The 14,010-nt window shown below is 56.5% G+C and carries 10 protein-coding genes; 5 read left to right on the forward strand and 5 right to left on the reverse strand.

Features of this window, described 5'->3' with window-relative positions; translation table 11 throughout:
* Window positions 1–29 precede the first annotated feature (29 nt).
* The 5 genes from GFN93_RS10755 to GFN93_RS10775 form a co-directional block, all read right to left on the reverse strand.
* A complete protein-coding gene (locus tag GFN93_RS10755; protein ID WP_153501092.1) occupies window positions 30–1,541 on the reverse strand; it encodes a 4-hydroxyphenylacetate 3-hydroxylase family protein in 1,512 nt (503 codons plus the stop codon).
* A 295-nt stretch (window positions 1,542–1,836) separates the two neighbouring features.
* A complete protein-coding gene (gene msrB / locus GFN93_RS10760) occupies window positions 1,837–2,265 on the reverse strand; it encodes a peptide-methionine (R)-S-oxide reductase MsrB (RefSeq protein ID WP_153501093.1) in 429 nt (142 codons plus the stop codon).
* A complete protein-coding gene (gene msrA, locus GFN93_RS10765; protein ID WP_153501094.1) occupies window positions 2,265–2,888 on the reverse strand; it encodes a peptide-methionine (S)-S-oxide reductase MsrA in 624 nt (207 codons plus the stop codon). Before msrA ends, msrB begins: the two co-directional genes overlap by 1 nt.
* Window positions 2,889–2,944: 56 nt before the next feature.
* Window positions 2,945–4,087 carry a CaiB/BaiF CoA transferase family protein gene (locus tag GFN93_RS10770; protein WP_153501095.1) on the reverse strand — a complete coding sequence of 381 codons (1,143 nt, stop codon included), beginning with the start codon at window positions 4,085–4,087 and terminating at the stop codon, window positions 2,945–2,947.
* 81 nt (window positions 4,088–4,168) lie between these two features.
* Window positions 4,169–4,774, reverse strand: coding sequence for a hypothetical protein (locus tag GFN93_RS10775; RefSeq protein ID WP_153501096.1), 606 nt, complete (start codon window positions 4,772–4,774; stop codon window positions 4,169–4,171).
* 415 nt (window positions 4,775–5,189) lie between these two features.
* Here GFN93_RS10775 and GFN93_RS10780 point away from each other — a divergent pair, with 415 nt between their 5' ends.
* From GFN93_RS10780 to GFN93_RS10800, 5 genes are all read left to right on the forward strand, one after another.
* Window positions 5,190–6,284: an OmpA family protein gene (locus GFN93_RS10780; protein WP_153501097.1), complete on the forward strand. Its 1,095-nt coding sequence runs from the start codon at window positions 5,190–5,192 to the stop codon at window positions 6,282–6,284.
* An 11-nt stretch (window positions 6,285–6,295) separates the two neighbouring features.
* Entirely contained in the window at window positions 6,296–7,732 is a 1,437-nt protein-coding gene (locus GFN93_RS17625) for a thrombospondin type 3 repeat-containing protein (protein ID WP_153501098.1), read from the forward strand.
* A 162-nt stretch (window positions 7,733–7,894) separates the two neighbouring features.
* Window positions 7,895–9,988 carry an MltF family protein gene (locus GFN93_RS10790; RefSeq protein WP_153501099.1) on the forward strand — a complete coding sequence of 698 codons (2,094 nt, stop codon included), beginning with the start codon at window positions 7,895–7,897 and terminating at the stop codon, window positions 9,986–9,988.
* A 125-nt stretch (window positions 9,989–10,113) separates the two neighbouring features.
* The gene (locus GFN93_RS10795; protein ID WP_153501100.1) at window positions 10,114–13,485 is read left to right on the forward strand and encodes a thrombospondin type 3 repeat-containing protein; all 3,372 of its coding nucleotides are present in this window, start codon (window positions 10,114–10,116) and stop codon (window positions 13,483–13,485) included.
* A gap of 121 nt (window positions 13,486–13,606) precedes the next feature.
* Window positions 13,607–13,894, forward strand: a complete 288-nt coding sequence (locus GFN93_RS10800) for a sll1863 family stress response protein (protein ID WP_153501101.1) — start codon at window positions 13,607–13,609, stop codon at window positions 13,892–13,894.
* The last annotated feature ends 116 nt before the right edge of the window (window positions 13,895–14,010 follow it).

The raw sequence follows: 14,010 nt of genomic DNA on the forward strand, positions 1-14,010 counted from the left end.
GCAGGACGCTCCGTACAGGCAAGCAGGAATCAGCCTTCCTGCTTGATGCCAGCCAGTTTGCGGGCATGCCACTTCTTTTTCTCTACATCCATGCCTCGCAGAATCTGGATGCGCTGGGCCTGGGGGCTGCCGGCACCGTGCATGGACTCGGTGAGATAACCGACGGCATTGCGGCCCAGGGTCATGTTCTCGATGAGACGCAGGATGCGCATGCGATCCTCAGTGGGAATGTCTTCGCGGCCCTTGAGGAAGCGGCGGATGATATCGCCCGCCTCTTCGTTGTTCAGATCCTGCTCGCTGGGCATGGTGACCATGATGCCACCGGCCAGATCCTGGGCAAGCCGGGATATCTCATAGGGGAAGCGGGTCACGTTGTGCTTGCAGACGTTGGCCAGCATGGTGTCGTTCATGTAGATACCGCTGGGCATTTTTTTCGCTTCATGGGAGCTGGCGATACCAGAGGAATAGATGGTCTCGTTGAGGTGGGTCATTTCCACCAGCTTGTCGCGGATATGGCTGACTTTCTCCAGCCCGTTGTACTCCACGATGGAAGCCGCGGCACCCACCATCACATCGCCGAGGCCGGTTTTGCAGACGTAACTGGCGCGGTGGTACGCCGTAAAGCGGGTGACCAATTCCTGGGCAAATTCGTACTCGCCGTCCATGAACACATGCTCGTTGGGAATGAAGACATCATCGAAATACACCAGTACTTCCTGACCACCGTACTGGGCGTTGCCCTGGTCGATGTCGCCGCCTTCCATGGCTCGCGTGTCGCAACTCTGGCGGCCGTAGATGTAGGTGATGCCGTCGGCGTCGCCGGGGATCATGCCGACCACGGCGTAGTCCTTGTCGGCTTCAGTGAGGTTCATGGTCGGCAGTACGCAGATCCAGTGCTGGTTCCAGCCTCCGGTCATGTGGGCCTTCACGCCTTTCACGTAGATACCCTTGTCAGTGCGGCGGGTAACACGCATGAACATGTCCGGATCCGCCTGTTCCGCCGGGCGCTTGCTACGGTCGCCTTTCGGGTCTGTCATGCCGGCGGCAATCAGAATGTTCTTGCGCTGGGCTTCCTTGAGGAAGTCCAGATAGCGCTGGTGATACTGGGTGCCGTGCTTTTCATCGATTTCGTAGGTGACTGAGTGCAGCACGCTAATGGTGTCCAGACCGGTACAGCGCTGAAAACAGGTGCCAGTGATCTGGCCCATGCGGCGCTGCATCTTGTTCTTCATGACCAGATCCGCCGGAGATTCCACGATGTGCAGAAAGCGGTTTACTTGCTCTTCGATCAGCGGAGACCAGGCAGTGGCCAGTTCAGGTTCGTCGATGGCCAGATCATAGCTGGCGCGCAGGGCGTTGATGCTGGGTTTGATTATGGGGTGATCAGCAGGCTCGTCGATCAGCTCACCGAACAGGAACAGGCGAGTGCCACGGTTACGAAGACTGGCCAGGTAGTCATCCCCGGTCTTGATGACGGGAATACGGTCCCAGCGGTCCTGGGCTGACTCTTCACGAGTGGGAGCAGGGGTAGCGGCGTTCATGGTGCCTCCTGTGATCTTGTCGGAATACGGGCCGCGTCTGTGGCTGGCGCAGCACTGTGCAACTTGGGTATGAAACTGATGGTATACAGCGTGTGGTGTTAGGCAATGACAGAATCGAACGTGGTTCTCTACGGTCAAGTCAGTGAGGCGGAGAGGACAGGGGGGCAACACTCAGGGCCGATTGTTGGCATGGCGGCATATGGCCGTGCCATCGTCCAGACGCCGTAGGCGGCGTCAACGGGCCGGGTTTGATCAGGCACACACTGCCGGAAGCGCGCAGTGTATGCCGGTCTGATTAGCGGGCCTTGAAAACCATGGATGCGGAATTCAGGCAATAACGCAGCCCGGTGGGTGCCGGGCCATCGGGGAAGACATGACCCAGGTGACCGTCGCAGCGGGTACAGCGGATTTCCGTGCGGATCATGCCGTGGCTGATATCACGGATTTCGCGAATATGGGCTTCATCAAAGGGCGCATAAAAACTGGGCCAGCCGGTGCCGGATTCGAACTTACTGTCGGAGCTGAACAGGGGAAGGTCGCATAGTTTGCAGTGATAGACGCCGGATTCCTTGTTATCCAGCAGGCCACCGCAGAAGGGTGGCTCGGTGCCCTGATTGAGCAGGATACGGCGCTCTTCTTCGGTGAGCTCAGCGGCATTTTTTTGTTTTTCAGCATCGGTTAGCGGGGTCAGGTCGTACCCGCTGGCGGATTTCGCCTCGTTCATCAGGCGTCTCCTTTGAGTTTGTCAGGGAAGGCGTGGATCAGCTTTTCCACCTTGGGCATAGCGATGGCGCGGATGTAGCCCTGTTGAGGGTTCCGGCGGGCAAAATCCTGATGGTAGGCCTCGCCGGGGTAGAACTGCTCCAGCGGTTCCAAAGTGGTCACGATAGGCGCGGTAAAGGCGCCAATGGCTTCCAGTTGCTGGATGTAGGCTTCTGCCACTGCTTTTTCTTCATCGCTTTGGAAGAAAATGGCGGAACGGTACTGGGTGCCGCGGTCATTACCCTGGCGGTCTTTCTGTGTGGGGTCATGGGCCACGGAGAAAAAGACCTTGAGCAGCTCCCCGTAGCTGATGACGTTGCTGTCGTATTCGATATCCACCACCTCAGCATGGCCGGTGGTGCCGGTGCAGACCGCTTCATAATTGGCGGTGCTGGGGGCGCCGCCGGCATAACCGGAGGTGACGGCCACAACGCCTTCAAGGTTCAGGTACACCGCTTCTACACACCAGAAGCAGCCGCCGGCCAGCACCGCGTGGCGGGTGCTGGCCGCAGGTAGATCGGTAACGGCGTCGGGAAATCGTTCCGGATGAATGGCGAGGGTGGTTCCGGGGATCACCGGGTTCATGGTTGCCTCCTTGAAGCCCCCGGATTGCCGGGGGCGGCCAGTGGTCAGCAGAGGGGTTAGTCCTGTTTCACCGCGCCACTGGCTATTAATGATTCGATGGTGCTTTCTTCGAAGCCTGCACTACGCAACACGTCAAGGCTATCTGCCCCGGCAGTGGTTGCGGCCCTCACTTCGCCAGCGTTGCTGCGAGAGAAACGCGGTGTCGGTGCCGGCTGAATGCTGCCACTCACGTTCACAAAGGAACCGCGAGCCACGTTATGCGGGTGTGAAGGCGCTTCTTCAAGGCTGAGTACCGGTGCAAAACAGACATCGGTTCCTTCCATGAGTTCGCACCACTCATCACGGCTCTTCTGTTTGATGACAGCCGCCAGTTTTTGTTTCATCTCCGGCCATTTGGGCGGGTTCATTTGATGGCCAAAATCATCGGCGGGCAATTCAGCAATGCGGCACAGCTCCGCGTAAAACTGAGGCTCGATGCTGCCGATGGAAACGTATTTGCTGTCAGCAGTTTCATACACTTCATAAAAGTGGGCGCCAGAATCCAGCATATGGGTACCGCGTTGATCGCTGAACAGCCCTTGGGACTTGAGGCCGTAGAACATGGCCATGAGGGCCGCGGAGCCTTCCACCATGGAGGTGTCGACCACCTGGCCTTCACCAGAGCGCTGTGCTTCCAATGCGGCACAGACCAGTCCAAAAGCCAACATCATGCCGCCACCGCCAAAGTCGCCTACCAGATTGAGCGGGATGGCCGGTTTTTCGCCGGCACGGCCCATGGCGTGCAGTGCACCAGAGAGAGAAATGTAGTTCATGTCGTGGCCAGCAGCCTGTGCCAGCGGGCCTGTCTGACCCCAGCCGGTCATGCGGCCGTAAACCAGCTTGGGATTACGGGCCATACATTGCTCCGGGCCGATGCCAAGACGCTCGGTGACGCCAGGGCGGAAGCCCTCGAAGATACCGTCGGCAGTTTCACACAGCTTGAGTACGGTCTCGATGCCTTCGGGCTTTTTCAGATCCAGCGCCAGGTTCTGGCGATTGCGGAACAGAACGCTGTGGCCGATAGCAGAATGGGGGTTGCCGCCGGGACGGTCGACGCGAATGACGGTAGCGCCCATATCGGCCAGCATCATGCCGCAGAAGGGGCCGGGACCAATGCCGGCCAGCTCAATGAAAGTCAGTCCGTGGAGTGGGCCTGTCATAGAGATTTTTCCGTTGTCTGGTGTCTGGTTGGATACCGGCAACGGGCGCAGCACCCGAGGAAGGTGCACATTTTGCCTGCGTTACAGGTATCCCTGTTCACGTAGTGTTTTGCGCAGGGCCTGGCACTGACTCTTGGCGATGACCGCCATGTTATTGGCTTCGTGGGTGGTGGCTACACCGGTCCAGATCGGGTTGCCTTCTGCGTTAATCAGTTCAGCACCGTGCTGGCGAAGCGCTTCCGGGATGTCGGCTTTTCTCAGGTCACCGCCAATGCCAACTTCCCAGGTGGGAGGAAGGCTGCCCGGGGTCTGGTTCATGGCGTTGAGCTGGTTCACCGGTTGTGGCGGCTCAGCGGCATCAATCAGCAAGTGGGTCAATTCCACGACGAGAATCCGGTCTACCCCGGTTTCCTGCGCCCAGTGGAGAATGCGTTGTTTTCCGCCTTCATACCATAACGGTAATTCCTGATGGCTGAGCAAAATGGTCAACGAATCGCTGGAAAATATATCCCTGCAGGTCAGCTCCCAGGTTTCCCGCACGCTGCCTTCCGGTGTATGCGCCACCAACAGCAGTTGGTCCTGTTTCGGGAAGCTGCCGTCACTGGTGTAGCGGGTGGCAACATCCGTGGTGCTGGCACAGCCTGTCAGGAGCAGGGCGGGAAGCAGTGCCGCAATCAGGGAACGCATGGCAGATCTCCAGTAGGTTTGTGAGGTCAGTGTATCAGTGCCATCGAGGGGGTACAGCAAGTTGAGGCCGCGACGGCGGTGATCCGTGGAGAAAAGTGTGTTTACCGATAAGCGTAAGCAATACAGCGCCCGCTGGCAGCGGAGAGCCTCTTGACTCAGGGTATGTTGGATACAGAGGCAGCAAAAGGAATGATTGCGCCGACCGTAAAGGACACCCCGTGTATACGGCGCGCGCGGGAATGCGTGGGCAAAGCGTGAAGGCTGTTCACAGAAGTACACAACGTGTTACCCAACTCATGGATATGGCTGGGGGCACAACATAACCGTAACGCAAAACCACCGTAACCCAATTTTTTTTGATTCCGCCTCCTATTCTAATGATTGCACTGTTCATTCATACCCAAGGGGGGTAGCCATGAAAGGAAGCATACGTATCAGTACATTGGCAGCCGGCATCATGCTGGCAACGAATGCCATCGCTGCTGATGAGAGTACTGATCCAACTCGCCAGTACCTGGCGCCAATGATGCATTACCTGATTCTTGATGATGATCGCGACATTTCCAGCAAAGGGCTGGGTGGCGGTCTTATCTATGGTCGTCAGTTGTCAGATCACCTCTGGTGGGAGACCGAAGGCGCCGGCTATGGGCTGGATACGGGGGTCGATGATGTGACTGACTTCTTCCAGTACAGCCTGAGCACAGGCGTGGCTTATGCCTTTGGCGATCGAGAAGGGTTTACCCCGTTCGTTCTCGCCCAGATTGGCGGCATCTATAACGATGTGGTTCCCGATGATGACGATGGCCTGAATCTGCATGCCAACGTGGGGGTTGGTGCGGTGACCGGCCCGATTTTCGATAACGGTCTCAAGCTGCGCTTTGAAGGCCGTTACATGTATGACGATTTTGATGGCGTGTCTGGCACGACTTCTGACGGTGAAGGCGGTTTCAATGACTGGCGCCTCTCACTCGGCCTGGAAATTCCGCTGGGTGTTACTCGCACTGTCGAAGTAGAAAAGATTGTCTACCAGACTCGCGAAGTAGAAAAAGTCGTTGAGAAGGTTGTTGCTGAAGCGGATAGCGATAATGACGGCATTGCCGACAGCCGCGACATGTGTCCGAACACGCTTGCTGGCGGCAAGGTAGATGGCCAGGGCTGTCTGCTCAAGAACCAGACGATTTCCTTCAACAACATCGGCTTTGAGCTGAACTCTGCGAAGATTACGGCATCTTCCCGTCCGACCCTGGACAAGCTGGCCGATTCCCTGAACGCGCAGACGGATTTCAATGTGGAAATCGCGGGTCATACCGACAGCTCTGGCTCTGCCGAGTACAACGAAAGCCTGTCTGACAAGCGTGCCAATTCTGTTCGCAAATACCTGATTGAGAAAGGGGTTGCGGCAGAGCGTCTGACGTCTCGTGGATACGGTGAAGTGGATCCGGTTGCCAGCAATGAAACCGCTGCAGGCCGAGCCATGAATCGCCGCGTTGAATTCCGCGTCAGCGAATAAGGAGAGAGATCATGAGTAGTTCGATGAAGACAATCTTTGCCATTCTGCTGGCCGCAACACTGGGGCTGGGGTTGGCAGGCTGTGAAGCCGATGGTGATGGTACGAGCGGAAGTAGCAATACGCCGTCCACCCGTAATGCTGATCAGGATAATGACGGTATCCCGGATACCGTCGACAATTGCCCCGTCAATCCGAACGCCATGCAGGAAGATCAGGATGGTGACGGTATCGGCGATGTGTGTGACGACGACCGTGATGGCGATGGCACCCCTGACGATACCGATAACTGTCCTCTGGTGGCCAATGCCGATCAAGCAGATACCGATATGGATGGAATCGGTGACGCTTGCGACATGGATAACGATCAGGACAACGATGGCATCGATGATGGTGTCGACAACTGCCCGACTATCTTCAACCCAGAGCAGAGCGATGTGGACAACGACGGTATTGGTGACGTCTGTGATGACGATGCGGATAACGACGGCGTTCCAAATGACACCGACAACTGTGTTTATACCGCCAACGCTGACCAGGCTGACTCGGACAGCAATGGTGTTGGTGATGCCTGTGAGGGCGACATCGATGGTGACACCATTCTGGACGACCAGGACAACTGTCTGACGACACCTAATACTGACCAGGCGGACCAGGACCTGGATGGTATTGGCGATGTCTGCGATGACGATCGTGATGGTGATGGCGTGCCGAATGACGCGGATAACTGCCCACAGGTGGCCAATGCTGACCAGGCAGATGACGATAACGACGGTATTGGTGATGTTTGTGACCCTGACGGCCCCGGCGGCCCGGCTAATGATCAGGACGGCGATGGTATTCTGGACGGAGATGACAACTGCCCAACTATTCCTAACGCCGATCAGGCTGACGGTGATGGTGATGGTGTGGGTGATGTGTGTGATGACGCGTTCGAGTGTGGTGCCGCCCTGAACTATCAATCTCTGACGCAGGCGGATTACACCGCCAGCGGTGACGTACTGGGTGTGTGCCTGGGCTGTAGCGTCGATGATCCTGAGCTGAGCATCGATGAAATCAATGCCACTTTCGCCCAGCTGAATATCGGTGCTGCGCTGGTGTATGGTGGAGCGGCACTGGCGATTGACGCCAACGACACCAACAACGACATCACAGACAACGTTATCGGCTTTGTGGTCTCCGACTTCTCGTCGCAACTGTTGAATGCTGAGCTGTTGGGTAACTTCACCACCATTCGTTTCTACGACGAAGGTGTGGAAGTGGCGAGTGCGGTAGTTGGAGGCGGAGTGCTTGATCTGGATCTGCTTGGCATCGGCGCCAACAGCACCCAGCGTTTCCTGGCCGCTCCGAATCCGGGCGTGACCTTCGATTCCGTGCAGCTGGACTACGCAGGTCTGGTTAACGTCAACAAGACCTTCCGTGTTCACGATGTGTGTGTTGGCAGTCCGTAACGCATCGTTATCATGGAAATGAAAAGGGGCCTTCGGGCCCCTTTTTTTATGCCCCCGCCAATCTGGTTTTGTGCGTTGCTAATTACCGCTCTTCGGTTCGCGATTGGCCCACCGTTTTTGAACAGGTACTCTAGTATCAGGATCACAACAGAGGGGAAATTCATGCGAGTGGGTATGACGTTGGTAGCGAGCCTGTGGCTGGCCCTGCTTACAGGTTGCGATTCCCCGGAGCCGGCGGTGGGCGAGTCCGTCAGCACCTTCGAAAACTACCAGGAAACCGGTGATCTTTCTGCCTTGCGTACCCGCGGCTACATACGCCTGCTGGCGCCGAAGTTTGATGAGCCTTCAGGTCTTCCCCGGGATGGCATTCCCAGTGCGGATTATCAGGCCCAGGCTGAAGATTTTGTGCGATCTCTGGACCTCGAGCCACGCTGGGTCTACGCGGATGACTTCAATGAATTGGCAGAGCTGATCAATGCGGGTAGCGCTGACATCATCGTTACCAACTACACCGTGACCGAAACCCGTAAAAAAACGCTCGCCTTCTCCACCCCCATCAATTCAGTGCAGGAAAAACTGGTGTTACCCGCCGCACTGGCGGACAAGCCATTGTCGGAGATGGAAAGCCTGACTATCTCTGTACCCGAAGGCACCGCCTACCAGGAAACCGCTGAAAAACTGGCAAAACGGCATGAGCATATCAGCGTTGAGGTGATGGACAGCAAGCTTTCTGACGAAGAACTGGTGGAAGCGGTCGAGAGTGGAGAGCTGGCGGCTACCATTGTTGATAGCAACATGCTCGATGTCCTGCTGGATAATCAGGGGGCCACCAGTGCTGTGGTCGCAGGGCCGGTCGTGAATCGCAAGCGCCGGATCGCCTGGGCGGTCCGCAAGGATAATACCGAGTTGCTTGATCAAATGAATCAGTACATCACCAGCGAACGGGTGATGACCTCTGTGGACCAGCCTGAGCTTCGTGACTGGACGGCGATCAAGAAGAAGGGGGTGCTGAGAGTCATCACCTCCAACAACCCGGCCAGTTATTTCATGTGGCGTGGTGAGCTGATGGGCTTTGATTATGAGCTCATCAAGCATTTTGCCAAACAACACAACTTGCGTGTCAGTGTAAAGGTCAAGGATTCACCCTCTGCCATGTTCGATGCGTTGCAGGCAGGTGAGGGCGATGTGATCGCGGCCTCCATGACCCGTACCCCTGAGCGTGAGCAACAAGGCTGGATGTTCAGTGAGCGTTATCTTGAGATCAATGAGCAACTCATCGGCCGCGTCGATGACGCCCCCATGGACAGCCTGGATGACCTCACCGGCCGCTCAGTGGCGGTAAGCCCTGACAGTGCTTTCTACGAGACACTGCAGAGCCTCAGGGAGGGAGGGTTGAAGTTCGATATCGTGGCAGTTGATGGCATAACCACTGAACAGTTGATTGATGCCGTTGCCCACGGTGTCTACGACCTGACCATGGCGGATAGCCATCTTGCTGAGATGGAGTCCACCTACCGGGATGATGTGGCGGTTTTGTACCAGTTCGACCCGGCCAAGGACATTGCCTGGGCCATGCGCCCGGAGCAGGCCGCCCTCAAGGAACAACTGGATAAATATATTGCCCGCAATTATCGCGGCCTGTTCTACAACGTGACGTATAACCGTTACTTCAAGGAAAAGAAGACCATTGCCAGCCACGAGCAATATCGAATCAGTGCGGGCAAGGATATTTCCCCGTTTGATGCATTGGTGAAGGACGAGTCCCTGAAGTACGGGCTCGATTGGCGCTTGATTACGTCGCAGATGTACCAGGAAAGCCGCTTTAACCCCAAGGCCCGCTCCTTTGCCGGGGCGCAAGGGCTGTTGCAGGTCATGCCGCGCACCGGCCGGCAGTTTGGCTACAGCAATCTGACCAACCCTGAGATCGGGGTCGCTGCAGGCTTGGCCTACATGGACTGGCTGGAGCAGCGTTTCCCGGCTCGTCTGGACCTGGCCGAAAAACTCTATTTCACACTGGCGGCCTACAATGCCGGGCATGGGCATGTGGAGGATGCGCGCAGGCTTGCCGAACAGCTGGGCAAGGACCCGGACAAATGGTTCGGTAACGTGGAGCAGGCCATGCTGCTGCTTTCCAAGCCCCAGTATGCCCGTAAGGCACGATACGGCTACGTGCGTGGCTCAGAGCCGGTCAACTATGTACGTCAGATCAAGAACCGCTATCTCGGTTATGTTGAGGCACTGGGGGAAAGCTCCTGATCCCGGCAGGGACACCGCTGATACTGGCAAAAGGCCCACCCGGGCAACTGTTTATGCCTGTGGGCTGCCCATCCTGAAAATCCGGGGGGAAGATAGGGAGAAATGACCCCAGACAGGACAAGGATATGTCTTTCTCTGCCTCCCCCCGCAAGCGGGATGCCATTCGGCTCGGGCTGCTGGCCCCGGCCCTGTTGTTGCTGGCCGGCTGTATGGCCGAAGGCGATGGCCAATCAGATGGCAGTCCTGCTTCACCCACGACCAATCAGGCCTTGCTGTGTCCCGGCGCCCCTTCGGAAACCAATGACACCGATAACGATGGCATTGGCGATATTTGTGACCCGGACCCGGATGGGGACGGGGTCCCTAACCAGAATGATAATTGTCCATTGGCCAATAACCCCACCCAAAGCGATCTGGATGGAGATGGTCAGGGGGACGCCTGTGATGCGGATCGAGATGGTGATGGTGTCAACGATGATATCGATAATTGTCCTTCAACGGCCAACCCTGGTCAGGAAAATCTGGATGGCGATGGGCTTGGCGATGTCTGCGACAACGATGTGGACGGTGATGGTGAACTGAATGGCACGGATAACTGCCCACTGACGGCTAACCCGGATCAGACTGATACGGACGGTGATGGGGCAGGGGATGCCTGCGATAGCAACCAGGACACCGACGGTGACGGTATTGATGATGGGGTAGATAACTGCCCCGCTGTGGCCAACCCGTCCCAGGTTGATACCGATAACGATGGGGCGGGTGATGCCTGCGACAGTGATGATGATGGCGATACCGTGCCTGATGTCTCAGACAATTGCCCACTCACATTCAATCCAGTGCAACTGGATACCGACGGCGATGGTAACGGTGATGCCTGTGATACGGACCTGGATGGCGACGGTGTTGTTGATGCCAGTGATAATTGCCCGCTGTTGGCCAACCCGGATCAACTGGATACCGATGCGGATGGGCTGGGTGATAACTGCGACCCCGACGATGATAACGATCTGATCCTTGATGTACTGGATAATTGTCCGCTGGTTCAAAATAGCGATCAGCTGGATAGTGATCTGGACGGCGAAGGGGATGCCTGCGACAGCTTTACCGATACCGATGGCGATGGCGTTGCCAATGCCTCAGACAACTGTCCGCTTATCCCTAACCCCCTTCAGGCTGACCTGGACACCGATGGACTGGGTGATCAGTGCGATGCCGATGATGATGGCGATGGGGTTCCGGATCTTGTGGATAATTGCCCGGCCGTTCTAAACCCTGATCAGGCCGATAGCGACAACGGTGGCCTGGGAGATGGAGTCGGCGATGCGTGTGATACTGATACGGACACTGATTCTGATCTGATAGAGGACAGTGCGGATAATTGTCCTTTGACCTTTAATCCTGATCAGCTCGATTCGGACCTCGACGGGATCGGTAATGCCTGTGATACCGACAACGATGGTGACGGTGTTGATGACGGGGTCGATAACTGCCCGCTGATCAGTAACAGTGGCCAGGCCGATGCGGACGGCGATGGCATAGGCGATGCCTGCGATCTGCTGACCGATTCAGACAGTGACCTGATTGCGGACTCACTGGATAACTGCCCGCAGGATGCCAACCCCCTTCAGGAAGACAAGGACCTTGATGGTCTGGGTGATGCCTGTGATGAGGACATCGACAATGACGGGGTGCTGAACGGGTTGGATAATTGTCCCAATAATGCCAATCCGGATCAGCTGGATACTGATCTCGATGGCACCGGCGACGTCTGCGATGGAGATGCCGACGGAGATCTGGTTATCGATGACATTGATAACTGCCCGCTAGTCAGCAACGTGACGCAGCTGGACAGTGACCTGGATGGTATTGGTGATGCCTGTGATGACGATATCGACAATGACGGCGTCCCCAACGATACAGACAACTGTCCCAGCCTGGCTAATGCAGGGCAGGGTGATAACGATGCCGACGGTGAGGGGGATGTCTGTGACCTGGATGATGACAACGACACCGTACCCGATCTCCTCGATAACTGCCCGCTGACAGCCAATACCGATCAGGCGGACAGTGACCTGGATGGTAGCGGCGATGCCTGCGATACCAACACGGATTCTGATGCAGATGCTGTGGAGGACGGATCTGATAACTGTCCGCTGGTAGCCAATCCTCTGCAGCTGGATACGGATCTGGACGGAGCAGGCGACGCCTGTGATTCCGATGATGACAACGATGGCATCGAAGATGTCAGTGATAACTGCCCGTTGATCACCAATGCTTCCCAGGCCGATGCGGATGGTGATGGCCTTGGCGATGCCTGCGATCCGCTCACGGATAGCGATGCCGACGGGATTGCCGATGCGCTGGATAACTGTCCAGTCAATGCCAATCCGCTTCAAACTGATCTGGATCTCGATGGTGTGGGAGATGCCTGCGACAGTGATCTGGACGGTGACAATGTGGTCAACGAATCCGATAACTGCCCCAGCATCCCCAATAGTGATCAAGCGGACACCGATGGCGATGGCCTCGGTAACGTCTGTGATCTGGATCTGGATGGTGATGGCGTAGACGATCTGAGTGATAACTGCCCATTGGTGGCCAATGCGGGTCAGGCAGACAACGATGGAGACAGCCTGGGAGATGCCTGCGATCCGGATGATGACAATGATCTGATTGCCGATGTGCTGGATAACTGCCCACTGACGGCCAACACCCTGCAGCTGGATACTGACATGGATGGTATTGGCGATGCGTGTGACTTACTGACTGACAGCGATGCCGATGGCATACAGGACAGCGTGGACAACTGTCCCAATGTTGCCAACGCCGATCAGGCCGATGCAGACAGTGATGACATTGGTGATGCCTGCGACCTCGATGCCGATAATGATGGAGTCGAAGACAGCGTTGATAACTGTCCTGACACCGTCAACGCTGATCAAGCCGATGCAGATGCCGATGGCATCGGTAATGTCTGTGATCTCGAGTTCACCTGCAGCGGTAGCGGTGGTAATGGCTATGATCCCTTGCTGGCACCCACGGCCACCGCCACTGGCGAAGGTTTTGGTCTGCTGTGTCTGGGCTGCGGGGTGACGGATCCGCAGAACGTGACCGACGCTTCCGTTTCCAGTGCTGCCCAAATGACGGTGCTGCTGGGTGTAGCGGGAGGGGCGCGACTGGAGGTGGATTCCGGAAGCAGCTTCACAGGGAATAACCGTGCTTTGTTCTCGGTGTCGTTACCAATGGGCCTGTTGAGTCTGTCCCTCCTGGACCAGATCAGTGTGGACCTGCTCAGTGGGGGGAGTGTGGTGGCGTCCTCAGGGGATGGGGGGGTGCTGAGCTTGAATCTCCTCTCGCCAGCAGGGGCCAATCAACAAGTGCTGTTTGTGGACACCAGCGAAAATTTTGATGCCCTGCAAATTGAGTTGAGTGCGACAGCGGGATTGCTGACGAACCTCAACGTGCATCAAAGCTGCGTAGGACCTACGCCCTGAAGACCTACCCCGTGAGAATGAGGCCAGCGGCAAGCTGGCCCTTTATTTTTTACATTCTGATGGTGGAAATTCGTTAATGCGCCCACACTCATTCACTACCCCCAACGAAAAGGAGTGAGTGATGGATCGCAAGCAACTAATCGAGCGGCTCAAGGCCATGCTGGACGAGCTGGATAATGATTTTGAGCAGTACCAGATCAAGGCGGAGCAAGCGGGCGAACGGGTCCGTCATGAGTGGGAGCAGCGCAAGCTGGAATTAAAGTCAAAACAGGCAGAGCTGAAATCCCAGTTGGAAAGTTTACGGAATGAAAGCAACACACACTGGGAAGAAGTGAAAACGAATGTGGAGAAAACCTGGGACAGCGCGAAAGAAGGTCTCAAGGATATCCGCGATAGTTTGTTCAAGTGACGTCGTAACCCGCCGGCAGGTCGCACCGGCGTGATTTGATCACCGGGGCCCGGCAGTAGAGCACGGATGCTTTTTCCGTGTTCGACGCCGGGCCTTGTGCCATGGCCATGGTTCTT

Origin of the sequence: Alcanivorax sediminis, assembly GCF_009601165.1 — a bacterium.
Classification (GTDB): Bacteria; Pseudomonadota; Gammaproteobacteria; order Pseudomonadales; family Alcanivoracaceae; genus Alcanivorax; species Alcanivorax sediminis.